Here is a 19916-nt window from a genome sequence, read left to right as displayed (position 1 = left end):
ACGGCTCCTTTTTTGATGAGTCAGGTTTAAAAGTTGTATTCAAACTTTAGGTATGCGCTGGTGTCTGTTTCTGAGCCCTCAACGGTATCATTGTTAGCAACAACGCCACCCACAGTGAAGCGTCCTTTCATCGCTAAAAAGCGATAGCGAGCTTCCAGCTGCTGGCTATCAATCGGTGTTTTGGTAATGCTATGACCAAGGTCAGGGTTGTTGGGGTAACGATCGCTGTTGTCACTGTTAAAGTCGATTTGGCGCAACTTGACTTGCCAGTCATGACCATTACTTTGTTGGCCTAAAACAGTAAATACCCAAGATTGCGTGTCGTTATCGTAAGCCGAGCCAATAGTCCGTCCTTGATAACGATAGCCGGATAGATAAATAGAGTGCTCATAATAGCAGTTTTCAATATCCGGTGCCTCGGCGGCACAGCTGACGCCAGTATCGATATATTCCAGGTTAAAAGTCAGGTTTTGCGCGAATGCATATGCGCTGGTTTGGGCGCCAAAGACATAAGCTCTGTCTGCCGGTTTAAAGTAACTGCTTGCATCTTCTCCAATTGTGCTGACATACAAGGCATAAGGCTGAGAAAAAAGCGTGTCTGACCAACGCACATCGAGCCCCGCAAGTTGGTTACCGAGTTTGGTCTCCTGCTCAGAGGTACAGCTGTCAGCGCCGTTTGCACATTCGGTTTTACCTAAGATCATATCAACAAAGTCTCCTAAGGAGCTTGGCTGACCCTCACCTGCCCATTGCGCTGACCACGATAAAGCGACTTCAAGTTGTTGTAGCGGGCGGAAATTAACGCGGGTGCTCCATAGCATCGCATCAGGCTCGACCCGTGTTGACTCAAGTTGCGCCATCTGTGCGGTAAATGACCAAGGACCAATCCAACTTAGCCACGGCGTCTCAAACGCGGTGGCCTTTTCACGGCTCACACTAATCGCTGTTAGCGGCTTGGCGTTGGTGGACATAATCAAGCTGTTATCAATACCCGGCCCCCAAAACTGCTCAACCGCACCGGCACGAAATATCCAGTTTCCTAAACGATAAGCGATATAACTGTGGTCCAAAGTCGTGTCATCACATTGCTCGAGTGCTTGCTCATTGGCCACGATATCCGCTTGGCCTTTATCTTTGACATAACAATTACGTCCGTCTTCGCGGTGATTAACTGCCAGTTTTGCCGCAAAGTTCTCTCCCAAGTAGCTGTAACTTGCAAGCATTTCTGTTTGCTGAGAGTGGCTCATCCCAAAACTGGTGACTGCACGGGGATCGGTGGCTTTAAAGCTATGCACTTGAAAGTTGTGAGGTTGGCCATTTTCGGATTCAAAGCGGTGACGTACACGCAGTGCCGCATCTTGAAGCTCAGCACTTAATGACGCAACCGGTGCCGCGCGCAACTCGTCGATAAAGCTATTCCACATAAGTGGAAATGTGGTTACCGGGGCTGAGATTACACCGGCATCGGCAAGGCGTTGGATATCTGCACGAAGACCATAATCATCAGGCTTAACCCAAGGCTCAGCAAAAACTGAAGAACTAACTAAACACAAAAAAGTGCATAATGAAGAAGTAGAGAAGCGCACGTTATTAGTCCCTAATACAAAACGAGCGAGTAGTCTACCAAGCTAATAGTGAGTTTGCAGCAGTTGAAATGCGCTTTGATAATTTATTAAATATTCAATACAGCGACCGTGAGGGTATCGAAAACTACATCAACCCCCTATATAATGAGGCGATTAACGCAAGCCAGAATGTGGAGTAAATGGAACATTCCGAGCGCATTAGCCCAATAGCACCAACAAGTGTAAAACGGCTGCTATTCATTCCGGTCTCATCCACTGAAGGTATCGGCGAATATATACGTTCTCTAACCCTAGCCCTGAGTTTAAAGCAGCGCTACGCGGATGCTATTGATGTGCATTTTGCTCTTAATCAGCACACCAAGTACGCCAGTACCTGTCCCTTCAATACCACCTTACTGGCGCAGTCGCCGACAAAAGAAAATACGCGTGTGTGTGCGTTAATCCAAGATTATAAGCCCGATGTCGTGATTTTTGATTGTGCTGGAAGAGCATCGCAGATGCGCAGTGCCCGTGCAGCGGGAGCCCAGGTTGTGTTTATTTCTCAGCACGCTAAAAAGCGCGCAAAAGGGCTCAAGCTAAATCGCGTTGATTGTATTGATAAGCACTGGGTGGTGCAGCCAGACTTTTGCATCGAACCACTAAGTTGGTTGGAACGCCTTAAAATTCGCTGTTTCAACTTAGTTGAGCCAATCAACATAGGCCCTTACTTTGCGCTCCCTGATGCTCAATCAACACGACAAGCAATGGCCGATAGAGGGGTTCAAGCGGGTCAATACGTTGTTGTTAACGCCGGCTCAGGCGGGCACCTGAGTGAGCAAGGAGTCTGTGCCGATGTATTTTATAAGGCTGCACAAGAGTTAAGTGAGCGCTTAAATATCCCGACGGTGGTCGTATTTGGGGCTAATTACCCTGACGCTTTGCCAGTATCGAGCGACCCCTTGGTGCATGTTGTCGGTGGCTTGAGTAATGCTGAGTTTATTGCTTTACTGGCTAATGCCAAGATGGGTCTGCTGAGTGCCGGCGATGCTTTATTACAAGCGATTGCTTTGCAGCTCCCTTGTGTTGCCGCGCCCGTTTCTAAAGATCAGCCTAAGCGCCTAGCAATGTGCTCTGCACAGGGGTTAGTGCATGCTGCGCCGTTAAACCGTAACACGCTGACTGCACAAGCGGTAGCACTGCTCAATGATGAACAGCAGTGGGCAAGCATACAAAACGCTTTGCAGGGGCGTGCGCAATTGCATAGCCAAGATTTCATTGCCAAGCAATTTCAAGAGTTGTTGGCGTTATAGAGCGTTTAGGGTATCGAGGTAAGCTTGCTCTAAGCGTTGCCAATGGTGTTCTTGCCAATGAAAACTGGGCTGTCGAGCGGCTTCTTTAGCGAAACTACGTTGCAAGCGGGCGATATTCTGCTGCTGCCATTGTTGCTTGGGAATGCGCAGCTCGCCACGATCAAAATCGATAACATGGGCCTGGTTGTCAGCGCCAAACAAAATATTATTAATATTTAAATCGGCATGATACACCCCGGCTTGATGGAAGCGAGCCAGGGTGGTGCCGATATGGCTTATCAGCGTATCTTCTAGGGGCGCGGAAACTAGCTTTTCACACAAACTTTGCGCCCCTGGTAGTGCCCGGGTGATAATGTCGCCTCGGTAAATTAAGCCGTTGCGGCGAATCATGGCAGCTATGGGTTCAACTACAGGCAGGCCTTGTTCATGAAGTTGGCAGGTGAGGGCGAACTCTTTGTATACTCGGGTGTTGGCTAAACCAGTATAAAAATACTGATCGCTCAGCACCTTACCAATCAATCCGCCGCGCCAATAGTGGCGAAGCACTGCCCGTAAACCCTGATGTTCGAAAAAATAGGTGGTTGCTCGGCCGCTTTTTTGTGCATAGACCTTATTTTGCTTTAACCAAAACGTCGGCTCGAACCAATGTTCCTGCACAGATTGCGCCGGGTATTTGTACGTTAATAGCGTGTGCTTGGAAGAAAGTGGGCGAGTATGCATGAGTGTTACAAGGCAAACAAAATAATGGCGCTAGTGTAGCTGCTTTTGGAGTCAGGTTAAACCGCTTCACGCTTGCATTGCGCTGGGGTTGCTTTACCATTTGCGAAGATTAATTGCTATTAGGAAATACCGCGTGCCACTAGAGTCTGTGCAATCCATTTGTATCCTTCGTTTGTCTGCGATTGGCGATGTGTGTCATGCCGTCAGTGCCGTGCAAGCTATTCAAAAAGTGCATCCTAATGCCAAGATTACCTGGGTGATTGGCAAGGTTGAAGCCATGCTATTGCAAGGGTTACCGGGGGTCGAGCTGGTGGTGTTTGATAAAAAGCAGGGAAGGGCAGCTTTTAAAGCTTTAAAGCAACGCTTTAAAGGCCAGCGCTTTGACGTGTTATTGAACATGCAAGTGGCTTTTAGAGCGGGCTTGGTTAGCCGTTGTATTCCTGCGAGGGTGAAATTCGGCTTCGATAAAGCACGTTCAAAAGAACTGCACAGCTTATTCATTAATAAACGCATCGACGCTAAGAGTGAACCTCATGTGCTCGAAGGCTTTATGCAATTTGCCGAGCAATTAGGGGTGCAAGATTTTACCCCACACTGGCAGTTGCCCTTGAGCGGGGCAGATAAAGCCAAAGCCATTGAGCTGGTGGGCGACAATGGCGATCCGTTATTGGTGATAAGCCCTGCGGCAAGTAAAGCGGAGCGTAATTGGCTACCTGAACGTTATGCTGCTGTTGCCAGGTATGCGGCGAGTAAAGGTTTCAAGGTGGCACTCACCGGCGGTCCGACCGACATGGAGCGCGCTTTAGCCGCTGATATTATCAGCCAGTGCGATTTTGAGGTGAATAACTTGGTGGGCCAAACCTCGCTTAAAGAGCTGACCTGCGTGTTGGCTTTGGCCACTGTGGTACTGGCTCCCGATACCGGTCCGGCGCATATGGCAACGACCCAAGGCACACCCGTTATTGGCCTATATGCGCACTCAAACCCGAAGCGAACCGGGCCCTACCTATCGCAGCAGTACGTAGTGGAAAGCTATTTTGACGCGGTTAAAGAACAGCATGGTAAGCCTGCTGAGCAGTTACCTTGGGGCACGCGGGTTAAAGGTGAGCTAATGCATCGCATTAGTGTTGAAGCTGTGACCGCGATGTTTGATAAAGTTGTACACGAGCACCGATTATGAGCAATAGAGCCGTTTTTTTAGACCGCGATGGCGTTATTAATGTCGACCATGCCTATGTCCACAAACCCGAAGATTTTGAGTTTATTGCGGGCGTGTTTGCCGCCTGTCGCAGTTTTCAACAGCGTGGCTATCGACTGATAATTGTCACGAATCAATCGGGTATTGCCCGTGGCTATTACAGCGAACAACAATTTGCTGAACTTACTACCTGGATGAAAGAGCAGTTTTTACAGCACGATGTGCGCATTGATGAGGTGTATTACTGTCCTCATCACCCCACTAAGGGGATAGGCGACTACCGCCAGCAGTGTGGCTGTCGTAAGCCTGAACCGGGCATGTTGCAACGCGGCATTGCTGCGTTTAACCTCGACCCCGAGCACTGTGTCATGGTCGGTGACAAACATGGCGATATCCAAGCTGCACAGCGCTGTGGCATTGGCACTAAAGTGTTGGTGCGTAGCGGCCAAAAGTTTGACCAAAAGGCGCAAAGTGATGCCGATTACACCTGCGACGCGCTCGCTGATGTGCCTGCACTGCTGTGAGGGAATCTTTACATCCGGGATGGGTTACCACGCTGTGCTGTGGTCCAACCGCGTGTACAAACAATGCAATTGTACGTGTAACCTTTTACAATACCCCTAACTTTGTTTAACAAGCGAACCTACCCACGTCTTTGACGTAGCATGGGTCCCCCGTTCAAGTATTGGAGAAATCTATGAGAGCCTCTGCGTTTTATACTCAACTGCAAGCGCAAATCGAGCAAGTCAAAGCCGATGGCCTATACAAAAGCGAGCGCATTATTACCTCGCAGCAACAGGCTGAAATTGACGTTGCCAGCGGCGATAAAGTGATTAACTTTTGTGCTAATAACTACCTTGGTTTAGCGAATCATCCAGAGCTTATTAAAGCAGCGCAACAAGGCTTGAACGACCATGGTTTCGGTGTTGCTTCCGTGCGTTTTATCTGTGGTACGCAAGACATTCACAAAACCCTTGAAAGCAAAATCAGTGACTTTTTACAAACCGAAGACACCATTCTTTACTCTTCTTGTTTTGACGCCAATGCGGGTCTTTTTGAGACCATTCTTGGCCCTGAAGACGCCATTATTTCCGATGCGCTAAACCATGCCTCAATTATCGACGGTGTGCGTCTATGTAAAGCAAAGCGTTTCCGCTATGCCAACAATGATATGGCCGACCTTGAGCAGCAACTGATTGCCGCTGATGAAGCAGGCGCTAAAACCAAGCTGATCGCCACTGACGGCGTGTTCTCAATGGATGGCGTGATTTGTAACCTTGAAGCGCTGTGTGATTTAGCTGATAAGTACGATGCCCTCGTTATGGTCGATGACTCTCATGCTGTAGGCTTTGTTGGTGAAAACGGCCGTGGTACGCCTGAGTACTGTGGCGTGTTAGACCGTGTCGATATTATCACTGGTACCCTAGGTAAGGCGTTAGGCGGCGCATCAGGCGGTTATACCTCAGGTAAGAAAGAAATCGTTGAGTGGCTACGCCAACGCTCACGTCCTTATTTGTTCTCGAACTCGCTGGCACCATCCATAGTGACTGCGTCAATAAAAGTGCTGGATATGCTGGCTGATGGCAAAGAGTTGCGCGATACTTTATGGTCCAATGCGGCTTACTTCCGCGAGCAAATGGAAGCGGCGGGTTTCACTTGTGCTGGTAAAGATCATGCCATTATTCCGGTGATGCTAGGAGATGCCAAGCTCGCTGGGCAAATGGCCGATAAACTACTGGCTGAAGGCATTTATGTCACTGGGTTCTCATTCCCTGTGGTGCCAAAAGGGCAGGCGCGTATTCGTACCCAAATCTCTGCTGCACACAGCAAAGCGCAACTCGACAAAGCCATTGATGCCTTTATTCGTATCGGCAAAGAGTTGGGCGTAATTTAGGAGCGCAGTGATGAAAGCATTATCAAAATTAAAGGCTGAAACCGGGATTTGGATGACTGATGCGCCAAAACCGGAAGTGGGCCATAACGATTTATTGATTAAAATTCGTAAAACCGCTATTTGCGGCACCGATGTGCATATCTACAACTGGGATGAGTGGGCGCAAAACACCATTCCGGTGCCTATGGTGGTAGGTCATGAGTATGTCGGTGAGGTTGTCGATATGGGCCAGGAAGTACGAGGCTTTGAAGTCGGCGACCGGGTTTCTGGTGAAGGTCATATTACCTGTGGTCATTGTCGTAATTGTCGTGCCGGGCGTGTACATTTGTGTCGTAATACCACAGGTGTGGGCGTTAACCGTGAAGGCAGCTTTGCGGAATACTTGGTTATTCCGGCGTTCAATGCCTTTAAGATCCCCGATAACATCTCCGATGAGCTGGCCTCTATTTTTGACCCGTTTGGCAACGCTGTACACACTGCTTTGTCGTTCGATTTGGTCGGTGAAGATGTATTAATCACCGGCGCTGGCCCGATTGGTATTATGGCTGCAGCTGTAGCTAAGCACGTTGGCGCACGCAATGTGGTGATCACCGACATCAACGAGTACCGCCTTGATTTGGCCCGTAAGATGGGCGCCACACGGGCCGTTAACGTCAGTGAAGAAAAGCTCGAAGACGTGATGACAGAGTTAGGGATGACAGAGGGCTTTGATGTTGGCTTAGAGATGTCAGGGGTGCCGGTGGCATTCAACTCTATGCTTGATAACATGAACCACGGCGGCAAGATAGCCATGCTGGGTATTCCGCCCTCAGATATGGCTGTAGACTGGAACCAAGTTATTTTCAAAGGCTTGGTAATCAAGGGTATTTATGGCCGTGAGATGTTTGAAACCTGGTACAAAATGGCCAGCTTGATTCAGTCAGGTCTTGATATTTCCCCTGTGATCACTCATCAATTCAATATCGATGACTTTCAGCAAGGTTTCGACACGATGTTGTCGGGGCAGTCAGGTAAAGTTATCCTCGATTGGCAATAAGTAGCCTATGAAGGCGGCTAAGCCGCCTTTTCAGTGTTTAGTAAAATTGGAGTCCCATGGCTTTTAAACATATCTCGGTGTCGCAGACACATGAATTACTAAACGACGATAATGTCGTTATTGCTGATATACGTGACCCGAACAGTTTCGCAAGCGGCCATATTCCTGGTTCCGAGCATTTGAGTAATAGTAATATCGGTGAGTTCATGCTGCATAAGGAGTATGAGCAACCTATTATTATTGTGTGTTACCACGGTATTAGCTCGCAAGGCGCTGCTGGTTACTTAGCTGAGCAAGGGTTTGATGACGTATACAGTATGGATGGCGGCTTTGACGCCTGGGCGAAGCAATTTCCACAGTCGGTTGAAAAATGATTGAACTAGGGAGCACCAATAACGTGCGTGCTGCTCAAGGGTTTATTGATTACTTGAGTACTCAAGGGCTGCATGGCGAGCTCAAACCTGCACAGCAGGGGCATGTAATTATTGCTGTTGATCCGGAGCATTTTCATGCTGTTCAGCCGTTATGGAATGAGTTTAAAGCAGAGCCGAATCATCCGCGATACAGTGATGCCGCTTGGCAAAGTGGGCGTACAGATTCAGGCTTGGTTTACAGCGGCAATAAGCTTAATTTGTGGCAACGCTTCAACGGGCTAAGTTTATTGGTTAAAAGCGTCAGTATTATCAGTGTGATTATCTATGCGCTGTTTTTATTGGGCCAGTTTAGCCATATATTCCCACTGTTACAGTTTAAAGCATCGCAGCCGCTCTCTTGGATAACGCCAGCAGTCGTTCATTTCTCTGCAATTCATTTGATATTTAATGTGCTGTGGTGGTTGACGTTAGGGCCTGCTATCGAACGCCAGACATCGAAACTCACTTTATTGAGTGTATTTTTACTTGGCTCTTTGGCCAGCGCGTGGGCGCAATATACTATGGTCGGCCCTAATTTCGGTGGTCTCTCAGGTGTTGTGTATGCGCAGGTAGGGTTTTGTTGGATTTATCCTTTGCTAGCGAAAACTAAACCGATGATGACCAAGGCGATGATTGGTTTTCTGTTACTGTGGCTAGTTTTTGGTTTTACCGATACTTTCTTTATGCCTATGGCCAACTGGGCGCATTTAGGCGGTTTAGTCAGCGGTATCGTGTTAGCGCTAGTGATGGCCTTTGGAAGTAATAAAAAAGCGGCTTAAACCGCTTTTTTATTACTCGTGATGTTAGTGATAAAGGTATTTGGTAAACAGTACATCGCGAATAATATCTTTACCGGTTTCCTGCTTTAGTAAGGTTTTTAGCCGTTCGATGCATTTCTGTCTTATCTCTTCGCGGCCCGTTAAACTTTTGATTTTATCCTCTGGCTCTTGCGATAAGATTTCAACAATGGCGTCACGCAGCAGTGGCATGTGATGTTCAACCACTGAAATATTGCCAACATCTTCTAACATCAGATCGACAGTCACTCGCACATAGCCGAGCTTCTTACTTGATTGGCTGATGTAGTTCGCGACGATATCAGGCTCAAAGCCATAATAACCAACATCTCCCGCCGCCTTTGCGGGGCTGAACATGAGCAGAGTAAAGGCACTGACAAGTAATAGTTTGAGCGCTCGAGGCATAATAATTAGTGTGCTAGTTTTCATCAAGTTATCCATATTTTAGCGCGCTTAGCGATTTATCGTCCAGATTTATTAGTAAAGGGGTTACTGTGCTCTGTGAGAGCTTTTGCCATTAGTGTAGCAGTGGTATGATCGAAGCAATAGTCGAATCAAGGTAGTATGTTTTGCCTGCACACCCTATACCTCTTCGCGCGCAGTGGATAAGCATCGAGCACGCTAAGGTGACTGACACACTAGCCGATTGGCTACTGGAGTCTGGCTCGCTAACGAAGCGTTTAAAGTCACAGTGCCAACAATTTGCGGTGGAAGTTCTAAGTGAAAAAGTGGTAGCCAGTCGCTTTTGCGACCACGCTATTTTCAAGCCCCCCGGTACGAATGTGCGTGTGCGTGAAGTGTTGCTGTTTTGCGATAATGAACCTATGGTCTATGCGCAAACTTGGCTTCCTGAACAGCAGTCGCAGCAAGGGGTTGATTTAGCCCATTTGGGAAATAATCCATTGGGCGAAGTGATTTTCCAAGACCCGCAAATCCAACGAGTAGGTATGGAGGTGGCTGATTTCGCTCACAATCAGAGTCTGGCTGAGCTTACACACTCGTTAAAGCTGCCTGGTGGGCCGCTATGGGGACGCCGTAGTTGCTTCAGTTTAACGAACCAACAAATAATGGTGTGCGAGATATTTTTACCCGGAGCCTATCCTTACCTATGAAACTAGCACCACTTAAGGCGATGCATTGGCCTTACTATAAGCAATTGATGCGTATTGATAAGCCTATCGGCACCTTGCTACTGCTGTGGCCCACTTTTTGGGCTTTGTGGCTTGCTGGTGCAGATTGGCCGCCGGTGAGTCTCGCGGTAATTTTTGCCTTGGGGGTGTTCGTTATGCGTAGCGCAGGGTGCGTGATCAATGACTTTGCCGATCGTAATGTTGATGGTGCGGTGCAGCGGACTCAACAACGCCCTCTGGCAGCAGGAATCGTGAGTGCCGGTGAGGCGCTGAGCTTATTCGCTTTGCTGGTGGTTATGGCTTTTGCGCTAGTGCTATTACTTAACTGGCAGACGATATTACTGTCATTTGGGGCGCTTGCCTTGGCTGCGTGTTATCCCTTTATGAAACGTTATACCCATTTACCCCAAGTGGTGTTAGGAGCTGCGTTTAGCTGGGCAATTCCAATGGCTTACATGGCTACTATCGAAGCGCTGCCGATACATGCATGGTTACTGTTTTTTGCCAATGTAGTGTGGACTGTCGCGTATGACACCTTGTATGCGATGGTGGATAGGGATGATGATGTCAAAATAGGTATCAAATCCACCGCTATTTTATTTGGTCGTTACGACCTTCTGGCGGTGGCTTTATTGGATGTCACCTTTATTGCACTGTTGGCCTATATCGGCTTGGATATGCAACTTTTTTGGCCATTTTGGCTTGGTCTCAGCATTGCGACTATGTTGTTGGTGCGACAGCTTTACTTGTGTCGCCACCGAGAGCGAGCCGCGTGTTTCAATGCATTTTTGAATAACCACTATGTCGGCCTAGCCATTTTTATGGGCATTGCCGTTAGCTTGCTTTAATTCGGCGGGTCAACAAAGCCGGCGACAGAATTATTCTTGCGAAACCAGCCAGCGATAGAGAAGCGCGACTGCTTTGCTGGCAATACCTCATGCATAAATAGCTCACTTTCAAACACAACCAGTGTGCCACAGCGGGGAGCTACGCGCCGGGCAACTAATTTGGAGCGCGGTTGATAGATCACTAACTCGCCTCCCTCATCAGGGGTGTTTAGGTAGCAAACCGTAGTAAATACACGGTTCGAGCGCCCCTTAAAAGCATCGTAATGCTTTTTATAGAAGTCCCCAGGCTGATAGTGGGCAAAGTGGCATTCATAATCGAACAGGCCAAGGAAAAAATGTCGGTTAATGTGCAGGCGCAATGCCTCCATTAAAGCTATGTAGTCTTGCTCTGCTTGTGAGTGTCCGCTAAACCACAAAGTTTTGTCTTTTCTTATTTGCTCGTTATGTTGAAACTCTTGGCGGCGGCCAATTCCAGCTGGTGAAAAGGCATCGTATTGTTGTTGCGCTGTATTCAGGAGCTGGCTGGTTAAAGAGCTCGGTAATGCCTGTTCAATCACAGCATAACCGTGCTGATGCACATCATCGATGATCTGTGCAAATAATGGTTCTTGATTCACATGCGGAAATTCAAGTCAAAAGGTGGCTTAGTATACCCTTGAAATGACAAAGCACTACTGTTTATTGGTGTAAATGTGGGCACATTGATAGATGAGCCTCGCCTTGGCTGCTATTTTTTTAATGGCTTGCCACTTAAGGAGGAGTAGTAATACTCGCCCAAGTTTGAGCGAGTAGGTAGGTGTTTATTTAGAAGCTGCGAAGAGTTAAGCACTCAAGTGTCGAGCGCTGGCAACTTGTTCAATCACATCTAATAATTGAATAATGTGTTGTTGCTGCTCCACTTGCTCTTGGGTTTTGACGATTAAACGTGAGTGCGCTTCATCACTGGCTTGCAGACATATAAGGTCATCGTGGTTGTTGATGGCATTTGTATGTTCAATGCCGCCAATGGCAATGCTTTGCCCGTTGGTCACCGCGTTAATCACCTCTTCTAGGCTACCTAAACGCAGGCCATTGCCCTTGCGCAGTACGTCGGCAGCCTCTTTTATCATGCTTTGCACATGTTGGCTTTGCGAAAAACAACCAAACAGCGGGTAGGCATCAAGGTCATGTAAGGTGACGCTGGCTTTATGTGCTAGAGGGTGGTTGCGACTTGCAAAGAGTACGAGCTGATCCGGTAGATGGATATCGCTCCCACCGAGGCAGGCGTTTTCTTCACTGACAAAAATATCAATTTCGCCTCGTTTCAGACGAGAATGTAGCTCTTGCTGATCTTGTAGCTGCATCTCGATTTTCACTTCAGGGTGCTGTGCCATAAACTGACCGCAAGACATGGGCACAATGGAGCTTGCTGAGCTGGTATAGCCAATTACAACACGGTTTTCACTTTTGCCACTGAGTTTGTCGAGTAATTGTTTGGTACGTGCATATTCATCTAGGGTATTTTGGCAAAAACGTAAAAAAACTTCGCCTTCCTTCGTTAATATGACTGAGCGTGTAGAGCGTGATACTAGTTGATGACCAACTTCCTCTTCCAAAGTTTGAATGCTTCGTGTTAATGCGGAGGTACTAATGTTGGTTTTTTCTGCCGCTTGGCGAAAATGGCGCAAAGAGCCAAGGGCGAGGAATTGTTTAAGTTGTTCGAATCTCACTTTTAATTCCTTTTAAGTAAGTTATTAGGTGTATGGATTGGGGTTAATCCTCCTCAATACTAGTACATTGTACCTGAAATAAAAAGATGTCTTTTGTAACAAATTTTTCAAGTTCATCGTGGGGTTAATTAATAATAATCATCAGTCAGGGTAGCGGTTTTTTATAGCAATGAATTCATCAATATTTTTGATCATTAATTCGACTAAAGTCGGGTCGAAATGGTGCCCTTTTTGTTGTTCTATAAAGTCTATTATATCCTCCATAGGCCAAGCCTTTTTATAACAGCGTTCGCTCCCTAGTGCGTCAAATACGTCTGCCAGAGCCGTAATTCTGCCAACAATGTGAATGGCCTCTTTGGCAAGGCCTTTAGGGTATCCAGAGCCATCCCATTTTTCATGGTGTTGGCCGGCGATTATTGCACCACATTGTAAAATTTCGTTACTGGATCTGTGGAGTATTTCGTAACCCACTTGTGCATGTTGTTGCATTATTTCCCATTCTTGATCATTGAGCTTTCCAGGCTTATTTAAAATATGATCCGGGATGCTTATTTTGCCAATATCATGTAACGGCGATGCCAGTTTAAGTACTTCAGCTTGATAATCACTTAAGCCATAAAGTGTTGCCAATAGATAACTGTAATTAGCCACCCTTTTTACATGAGAACCGGTCTCTTTCGAGCGTTTTTCCACGGCTTCACCGAGAATATACGACAGCTCTTTTTGCGACTCTCTTACCGTTTCCCGTAATTTTAAGTTGTTGTAAGCCAGCGCCACGTTATTGGCGAAAAACTCTAGTAATTGGTGTTCATGAGTATTCAAGTGGGCGCCGCGATCTACATATAGCATGGTCTCCATGCCATTTTGACCTGGGAAGTAACCGACATAGTTACTATCATTTTTTATTGAACGTTTGCGCTGGTGAGCACTGTGGAAATCTTGGCGCACATTGTGTGGCAGTTTACTAATGTCTGACTCGGGAGGGTGTCCTGAAGCCGCGAGCAATTTAAACTCAGTATCTTCTTGGTTGCTGCTGTAGGTCACCGCAGCACAGTATAGCTCGGCATCTTCTAGGCCCAGTATATGGGAAATGTTATTGAGCACCACGGACGCAAATTGGTGGATGCTGTCACACTTGAGAAACACCGTAGAGGCGTTGATGATGCGTTCTAACCCTTGTTTCTGGCGGTTAATTAGTTGAATATCGCGATATCCGCGCAGCGCCGAATAAACCAACGTTTTGAGTTTTATAGCGGTAAGCTCAGTTTTATTTTTGTAATCGTTAATGTCGTAGTCGCGGATAATCGACTCTTCGGGAGCTTCTCCTGGTTGCCCTGTGCGTAAAATAAGACGGATATCATGGTTATCAATTTGCTCGCGAATATGCTTTATAAGCATCAATCCGGCGTGATTGGTTTCCATAACTACATCGACTAGCGCGACAGCGAAAGTGCTATCTTGTTCCAGCAATTCGATAGCTTCTTGTGCTGAATAGACGTGTGTTAATTCTACATAGCGATGTTCGAACTCAAAGTTAGAGAGCACTAACCGAGTGACATGGTGAATATCTTGGTCGTCATCAACAACAAGTACACGCCAAGGCGGTAAACTAGTTTCTGTTGTTTGTGTTTCTGCGTCATCGACTTCGGAAAAAAGATACTCACTCACACTGGGTTCCACCATTTCAGGTCAATGTAACCTGAGTATAGGTGAGATTTATTTCTCTGGTGAGTGAGAATGTTTTCCTATGCTTTCTAATTCAATGGCAATCGCATCACAGGAAATATGTATTTCGTAAAGAGAGGTGAGCAAAGAGACCATGAGTGCCACTAAGCTTATGCCAAATAAGGCCGTGCCTAGAGGGGTAAACTCAACAAATAACGCAAACATCGCTAGGGTACACAGTAAAAAAGACGCCACCCCCCAAAATTGCATACTGCGGATAAGTCGAATTCGCTTCTTTAAGTTTAATATTTGCTCAATCACGAAGGGCCGGATTTGCTCGCCTTCGCGGGCATTAAGTTCGCGGATCAGTTGTGCCAGTACGAGAAAACGATTGGTATAGGCTAACAGGAGAAGAGAAATCGCTGGAAAAAGCAGTGCAGGGGTGGTTAATGTCATCATTTTTTCCAATTTTTATGTGTATAATTAGGGAATGTTAACTATGGGCTAGACATTTTTACAAATAACGGGCTTAATGTTAACAATTTGCCGCTCGCCAATTCAAAAGCTAAGGCAAAAGACAAGATTAATCAAGAATATGCGTATGCGTAGAGGGCTCGTGTCGGTGATACGGTGCCGCACGTTGATGCAAAGGGGGAGAGATGGCTATCAACAGTGGTGAATACCATCACAATGAAGTAACGGATAAATTAGCAAGTGACTTCGCACAACGTTGTGCTGATTTGTTCAATGTTGAGCCAGAGCAGTTAAATCAAGCCTTGGCGGCTTCATCCAGTGATCAACAAGTAAATCAACTTGCCGCGCAATTAAGTCAGCAGCTGAGCATTGCTCTCGTTGCAGCGCAGCTGGGTCGTGGTGGAGATAGCGCAGAGCTAGACGAATTGCGTAATGAGCTTAGTGCTATTAAAGAGCGCTATGCCAAACAGAATCGTCAGTTACTAGAAGCGCAGCAGGAAAATGCGCAGTATGCCGATGAGCATGTTCAGCTAAAGCAAAAACAACATGAACTGGCGGCATTGAAGCATCGTTTAACGGAGCTTGAGAGCGATAATTACAATTCGCAAAGTGAGCGCCAAGAGTTACTGGATGCCGTAACAGCGTTGCGAGAGGAAAAAACACGGTTGGAGCAAGACAACCAATCGTTGAAGCAGGCGCTTGAGAGCCAACGTCAAAGCAATATGGCGTGGCAAGAAAAACTGCAAGAAGTGTCTTCGCAACAGCAAGGTAACGAGCAGCTCGAACAGCAGCTCACTGATCTGCAAAAAGAAAATGAAGCTGTTGCAGAGCAACTGGCTCACTACGAACAGCTTGTTAGCCGTCAGAATCAGCAACTCTCGGAGCTGTCTGAAAAGCTGAATGAAACAGAGCAGCAAGGTGAAAATCACCAGCTTACTGTTGAGCGCTTACAGCAACTAGGTGAGCAGCTACGTGAACAGCTCAGCGAGGAACAAGCTGCGGTTGCTCAACATAAGGAAGAAAATCAGCAACTCATTGAGCGTTTAGAGCGCCAAGATGCGAGTAGCGGCGATATGGCTCAGCAAATTGAGCAGTCGCAGCAGAAAATCGAGCAACTTACGGCACAGCTGGGCACCATTGATGAGTTGAAGCAGCAAATGCAAGCGCAAAGCGAGCAGCATGAGCAAGCTCTGCAAGAACAAGCGCAACAGCAACAAGCTCAATTTGAACAGCAGCAGCAACAGTGGCAAGCGCGGTTAGAGGAATTAGAGCAGGGCTTAGCTGAGAAGCAATCGCAAACCGAAGAGCTGGATCAACAGAAGCAATCGCTTGCTGAAGAGCTTGAGCAACATAAAGTACGTTGTGAGCAAGAAGAGCAAGAAATAGAAGAGTTGAAGAAGCAAATTCAAGAGCTGACCAACCGCCATCGCGATGAGCGAGAGCGTAATGAAAGCTTGCGTTCACGTATTGATAATGATTCACGACAAGCTCGCCAAGCTTTTGATAGCTTACGTTCTGAACACATCGAACTCAAAGATGAGCTAGAGCAAGCACAAGAGAAAATGATGGAATACAAACTGAAATTTGACTACGCCCAGAAGCAGCTGCAAAGCGATTCGTAGTGGATTTCAAGTGGGTTAAGGTCTTCGACGCTGAGCACGGCGTCGAGGCCAATATCATTAAAGGTCGCCTACAACATGCTGGTATAGAAAGTCGTTTGACCGGCGAGGCTCTGCAAGGGGCCTTGGGAGAGATCCCTTTCATAGAGGCTGGCGTTGGTGTGTGGGTGTACGATATAAAACTGTCCGCCGCCCAACAAATCTTGTTAGAATATCGACAATCGAAAACATCCGCGCAGAAGTGGCAATGCCACCATTGTCAGCAGTGGAACCCTGCAAGCTTTGATCTGTGTTGGTCCTGCATGAAAGAAAAACATGAACAAGCCCAATAACTTTCAGCGTATTCGTGAGTTGAATACGGTGCAAAAAGCTGCGTTAGCGGCAGCCTTAATGGAACGTATGCTTCCTAACTACTCGCTATTCAGTGATGCACTTGAATTTGGAGATCCCGCAGTACTCAAAAATGCACTCGCTTTATGTTGGGAAAAAATTCTTTTACCAAAAAGTAAGATTAGTATCGAGAAGTTAGTCGAGAAAGTTGAGCCAAATGTGCCAGAAGTGTCTGATTTTGATGTCTTTGGTGTATATCCAGCTATCGATGCGGCAACCGCGCTGCTAACGCTTTTGCATGGGATTCAAAGCAAGGATGAGCAAGAGTACGTCAACGTATGCAAGATTGCTCAAGGTACAGTAGCACGATTGATTGAGTATCAGTTTGAGCTGGACGAGCAACCTTATCAAGCCAAAGATGTAAACCAACACCCATTAATGGAATACGAGGTTGGGGTGCTAAGTGAGTTAATTGACTTTGTCTCGGCCTTGAATCGCATTGATAAAGACAATGTTAAAGCCTTGCGCCATCTTGCTGTAGAGGATGGGCACACTAACATTGGTGTAGAAATTTAGCCCAACGCCACATATCACATGCGCTGGTATAAGCGTCCCCAAGCTTGCCCAGCGCGTTTTTCCTTTCGCAACTGCCAGTTATCAGGAGCAGTGAAGTCGGCGTTATTCGCCTCCACTTCCACATACACTAAAGCATCGTCAGCTAGCCAACCATTTTCTTCCAAGGCTTGGGCACATTTATAGGCGAGTCCCTTATTAAAAGGTGGGTCAATAAAAGCAATATCATAAGCCGCACTGCTTGGTTGAGCTAACAGAGATAACGCATCCCCTTGTTGTACACTCACGTTTAGCATGTCAAGGAGTGCTGCGTTATCGCGTAGTTGCTGTGCTGCTTTAGGCTCCAACTCAAACAGAGTCACTTGTTTGGCAAATCGCGATTGGGCTTCAAACCCTAGGCTGCCGGCACCTGCAAAGCAATCTAATACCTGGGCATCACGAATATCCATCATGAGCCAATTAAAAACGGTTTCTTTTACGCGATCTGTGGTTGGTCTTAGGCCTTCAATATCATGTACTGGTAACTTTCTGCCTCTATGTTGACCACCAATAATGCGTATTTGCCCTGTTTTTGTTGTGCGTTTATGTGCGGGTTTTGCGGCTTTTCTATTGATGGGCATGCATTTACTCACTATATGCTTTTTCCACAGGCTGGGAAAATGGTAATATAACGCGCAATTATAAATAATATTTGTGGCTAACGACAGCTGCTTTAAAAGGCGAGTGCATCGCCATGACTGGAAATATGGTTTCATACAATGGCTAAAAAAAGTAAGTTTCTGTCCTGGTTTGGATTAGGTAAAAAAGAAGAGCAAGCAAAACAAGAAGAACAGGAACGCCTTGCAAAAGAGCAGGCTGAGCGTGAAGAGCAGGAGCGCTTAGCGAAAGAACAAGCAGAACGTGAAGAGCAGGAGCGTTTAGCGAAAGAACAAGCCGAGCGTGAAGAGCAAGAGCGCTTAGCGAAAGAACAGGCAGAACGTGAACAGCAGGAACGTTTAGCGAAAGAGCAGGCAGAACGTGAACAGCAGGAGCGCTTAGCTAAAGAACAAGCAGAACGTGAACAGCAGGAGCGCCTAGCTAAAGAACAAGCCGAGCGTGAAGAGCAGGAACGTTTAGCTAAAGAACAAGCAGAACGTGAACAGCAGGAGCGCCTAGCTAAAGAACAAGCCGAGCGTGAACAGCAGGAGCGCTTAGCTAAAGAACAAGCTGAACGTGAAGAGCAGGAGCGTTTAGCTAAAGAACAGGCAGAACGCGAACAGCAAGAGCGCTTAGCGAAAGAGCAGGCAGAACGTGAACAGCAGGAACGCTTAGCTAAAGAGCAAGCAGAGCGTGAACAGCAGGAGCGTTTAGCGAAAGAACAGGCAGAACGTGAAGAGCAAGAACGTTTAGCGAAAGAACAAGCAGAACGTGAACAGCAGGAGCGCTTAGCTAAAGAACAAGCTGAACGTGAAGAGCAGGAGCGTTTAGCTAAAGAACAGGCAGAACGCGAACAGCAAGAGCGCTTAGCGAAAGAGCAGGCAGAACGTGAACATCAGGAACGCTTAGCTAAAGAGCAAGCAGAGCGTGAACAGCAGGAGCGTTTAGCGAAAGAACAGGCAGAACGTGAAGAGCAAGAACGTTTAGCGAAAGAACAAGCAGAACGTGAAGAGCAAGAACGCCTCGCCCAAGAGCAGGCAGAAAAAGCGGCCGTAGCTGAGAAAAAGCCAGGATTCTTCTCACGACTCAAAAAAGGGCTATTAAAAACCAAGTCAAACATCGGCTCCGGCTTTGCGTCTATATTTAGCGGCAAAAAAATTGACGATGAATTATTCGAAGAGCTAGAAACACAATTACTAACAGCCGATGTCGGTGTTGATACCACCGTGAAGTTGATTGATAGCCTTACCGATGCAGCAGATCGCAAGCAGCTCAAAGATGGCGAGGCTTTATATGAGCTACTGAAGCAAGAGATGGCAACAATGTTAGCAAGTGCTGAGCAGCCATTAAACCTTGAGGGCAAAGATGGACCGTTTGTCATACTTATGGTCGGTGTTAATGGTGTCGGTAAAACCACCACCATAGGTAAGCTTGCTAAACAGTATCAACAACAAGGGAAGTCGGTAATGCTTGCCGCAGGCGATACCTTCCGTGCAGCAGCGGTAGAACAACTGCAGGTGTGGGGAGAGCGCAATGATATTCCCGTTATCGCGCAGCATACCGGAGCTGATAGCGCTTCTGTGGTCTTTGATGCTTTCCAAGCTGCAAAAGCGCGCAACGTTGATGTGCTGATTGCTGACACCGCCGGGCGCTTGCAAAATAAAGATAATCTAATGCAAGAGCTTGAAAAAATAGCGCGAGTGATGAAAAAAATAGACCCTGAAGCACCCCATGAAGTGATGTTGACCATTGATGCGGGAACAGGTCAAAATGCGATAAGCCAAGTAAAGCTATTTGATCAGGCCGTTGGTTTGACCGGTATCACTTTGACTAAACTAGATGGCACGGCGAAAGGGGGAGTCATATTCGCCATAGCCGATCAGTTTAAAACACCTATTCGCTATATTGGTGTGGGTGAAAGCATCGATGACTTGCGCACTTTCAAAAGTGATGACTTTATAGAGGCGCTGTTTAGCAACGAACAATAATTACCCTAACA

The 19916-nt window shown here is 46.9% G+C and carries 21 protein-coding genes; 13 read left to right on the top strand and 8 right to left on the bottom strand.

Features of this window, described 5'->3' with window-relative positions; translation table 11 throughout:
• Positions 1–26: 26 nt before the first annotated feature.
• Positions 27–1553 carry a capsule assembly Wzi family protein gene (locus MHM95_RS08530; protein WP_239385036.1) on the bottom strand — a complete coding sequence of 509 codons (1527 nt, stop codon included), beginning with the start codon at positions 1551–1553 and terminating at the stop codon, positions 27–29.
• A 212-nt stretch (positions 1554–1765) separates the two neighbouring features.
• Between MHM95_RS08530 and MHM95_RS08525 the strand changes: the two genes are divergently transcribed.
• Complete coding sequence (locus MHM95_RS08525; protein WP_235419321.1) at positions 1766–2875, top strand: glycosyltransferase family 1 protein; 1110 nt, start codon at positions 1766–1768, stop codon at positions 2873–2875.
• On the opposite strand, the gene MHM95_RS08520 is transcribed toward MHM95_RS08525, so the two are convergent.
• Positions 2870–3595, bottom strand: a complete 726-nt coding sequence (locus MHM95_RS08520; protein ID WP_235419322.1) for a 3-deoxy-D-manno-octulosonic acid kinase — start codon at positions 3593–3595, stop codon at positions 2870–2872. The genes MHM95_RS08525 and MHM95_RS08520 overlap by 6 nt on opposite strands.
• Positions 3596–3728: 133 nt before the next feature.
• Here MHM95_RS08520 and MHM95_RS08515 point away from each other — a divergent pair, with 133 nt between their 5' ends.
• From MHM95_RS08515 to glpG, 6 genes are all read left to right on the top strand, one after another.
• Positions 3729–4775: a glycosyltransferase family 9 protein gene (locus MHM95_RS08515; protein ID WP_235419323.1), complete on the top strand. Its 1047-nt coding sequence runs from the start codon at positions 3729–3731 to the stop codon at positions 4773–4775.
• Positions 4772–5317 carry a D-glycero-beta-D-manno-heptose 1,7-bisphosphate 7-phosphatase gene (gene gmhB / locus MHM95_RS08510; protein ID WP_235419324.1) on the top strand — a complete coding sequence of 182 codons (546 nt, stop codon included), beginning with the start codon at positions 4772–4774 and terminating at the stop codon, positions 5315–5317. The genes MHM95_RS08515 and gmhB overlap by 4 nt, the downstream gene beginning before the upstream one ends.
• 173 nt (positions 5318–5490) lie before the next feature.
• Positions 5491–6687, top strand: coding sequence for a glycine C-acetyltransferase (locus MHM95_RS08505; RefSeq protein WP_022946487.1), 1197 nt, complete (start codon positions 5491–5493; stop codon positions 6685–6687).
• A 10-nt stretch (positions 6688–6697) separates the two neighbouring features.
• Positions 6698–7723 (top strand): L-threonine 3-dehydrogenase, encoded by a 1026-nt coding sequence (tdh, locus tag MHM95_RS08500; RefSeq protein ID WP_022946486.1) that lies wholly within the window; start codon positions 6698–6700, stop codon positions 7721–7723.
• Between the two features lie 56 nt (positions 7724–7779).
• Positions 7780–8097, top strand: a complete 318-nt coding sequence (gene glpE, locus MHM95_RS08495; RefSeq protein WP_022946485.1) for a thiosulfate sulfurtransferase GlpE — start codon at positions 7780–7782, stop codon at positions 8095–8097.
• Positions 8094–8915: a rhomboid family intramembrane serine protease GlpG gene (gene glpG, locus MHM95_RS08490; protein ID WP_239385035.1), complete on the top strand. Its 822-nt coding sequence runs from the start codon at positions 8094–8096 to the stop codon at positions 8913–8915. The genes glpE and glpG overlap by 4 nt, the downstream gene beginning before the upstream one ends.
• Positions 8916–8939: 24 nt before the next feature.
• On the opposite strand, the gene MHM95_RS08485 is transcribed toward glpG, so the two are convergent.
• The gene (locus MHM95_RS08485) at positions 8940–9290 is read right to left on the bottom strand and encodes a flagellar basal body-associated protein FliL (protein WP_231658170.1); all 351 of its coding nucleotides are present in this window, start codon (positions 9288–9290) and stop codon (positions 8940–8942) included.
• 212 nt (positions 9291–9502) lie between these two features.
• Here MHM95_RS08485 and MHM95_RS08480 point away from each other — a divergent pair, with 212 nt between their 5' ends.
• The gene (locus MHM95_RS08480) at positions 9503–10045 is read left to right on the top strand and encodes a chorismate lyase (RefSeq protein ID WP_275441931.1); all 543 of its coding nucleotides are present in this window, start codon (positions 9503–9505) and stop codon (positions 10043–10045) included.
• A complete protein-coding gene (ubiA, locus tag MHM95_RS08475) occupies positions 10042–10911 on the top strand; it encodes a 4-hydroxybenzoate octaprenyltransferase (RefSeq protein ID WP_239385033.1) in 870 nt (289 codons plus the stop codon). Before MHM95_RS08480 ends, ubiA begins: the two co-directional genes overlap by 4 nt.
• Here the strand turns inward: ubiA and MHM95_RS08470 are convergent.
• The 4 genes from MHM95_RS08470 to MHM95_RS08455 form a co-directional block, all read right to left on the bottom strand.
• Positions 10908–11528: a 2OG-Fe(II) oxygenase gene (locus tag MHM95_RS08470; RefSeq protein WP_152440304.1), complete on the bottom strand. Its 621-nt coding sequence runs from the start codon at positions 11526–11528 to the stop codon at positions 10908–10910. The genes ubiA and MHM95_RS08470 overlap by 4 nt on opposite strands.
• Positions 11529–11732: 204 nt before the next feature.
• On the bottom strand, positions 11733–12620 hold the full coding sequence (locus tag MHM95_RS08465) for a LysR family transcriptional regulator (protein WP_239385032.1): 888 nt from the start codon (positions 12618–12620) through the stop codon (positions 11733–11735).
• A gap of 141 nt (positions 12621–12761) precedes the next feature.
• On the bottom strand, positions 12762–14288 hold the full coding sequence (locus MHM95_RS08460; protein WP_130148577.1) for a DUF3369 domain-containing protein: 1527 nt from the start codon (positions 14286–14288) through the stop codon (positions 12762–12764).
• 48 nt (positions 14289–14336) lie between these two features.
• On the bottom strand, positions 14337–14741 hold the full coding sequence (locus MHM95_RS08455; protein ID WP_022946477.1) for a DUF2721 domain-containing protein: 405 nt from the start codon (positions 14739–14741) through the stop codon (positions 14337–14339).
• Between the two features lie 203 nt (positions 14742–14944).
• Here MHM95_RS08455 and MHM95_RS08450 point away from each other — a divergent pair, with 203 nt between their 5' ends.
• Genes MHM95_RS08450 through MHM95_RS08440 form a run of 3 tightly spaced genes read left to right on the top strand, consistent with a single transcriptional unit; the run spans position 14945 to position 17284 of the window.
• On the top strand, positions 14945–16381 hold the full coding sequence (locus tag MHM95_RS08450) for a hypothetical protein (RefSeq protein WP_130148573.1): 1437 nt from the start codon (positions 14945–14947) through the stop codon (positions 16379–16381).
• Positions 16381–16710, top strand: coding sequence for a DUF2007 domain-containing protein (locus MHM95_RS08445; RefSeq protein ID WP_022946475.1), 330 nt, complete (start codon positions 16381–16383; stop codon positions 16708–16710). Before MHM95_RS08450 ends, MHM95_RS08445 begins: the two co-directional genes overlap by 1 nt.
• Positions 16694–17284, top strand: coding sequence for a YjaG family protein (locus MHM95_RS08440; protein WP_022946474.1), 591 nt, complete (start codon positions 16694–16696; stop codon positions 17282–17284). The genes MHM95_RS08445 and MHM95_RS08440 overlap by 17 nt, the downstream gene beginning before the upstream one ends.
• Positions 17285–17298: 14 nt before the next feature.
• On the opposite strand, the gene rsmD is transcribed toward MHM95_RS08440, so the two are convergent.
• Positions 17299–17901: a 16S rRNA (guanine(966)-N(2))-methyltransferase RsmD gene (rsmD, locus tag MHM95_RS08435; RefSeq protein ID WP_239385031.1), complete on the bottom strand. Its 603-nt coding sequence runs from the start codon at positions 17899–17901 to the stop codon at positions 17299–17301.
• A gap of 138 nt (positions 17902–18039) precedes the next feature.
• Between rsmD and ftsY the strand changes: the two genes are divergently transcribed.
• Positions 18040–19905: a signal recognition particle-docking protein FtsY gene (gene ftsY / locus MHM95_RS08430; RefSeq protein WP_239385030.1), complete on the top strand. Its 1866-nt coding sequence runs from the start codon at positions 18040–18042 to the stop codon at positions 19903–19905.
• Positions 19906–19916: the final 11 nt, after the last annotated feature.

The sequence above is a fragment of the Pseudoalteromonas sp. CnMc7-15 genome, assembly GCF_022347925.1.
Taxonomy (GTDB): domain Bacteria; phylum Pseudomonadota; class Gammaproteobacteria; order Enterobacterales; family Alteromonadaceae; genus Pseudoalteromonas; species Pseudoalteromonas ruthenica.
This window is presented reverse-complemented; position numbering and strand designations above follow the sequence as displayed.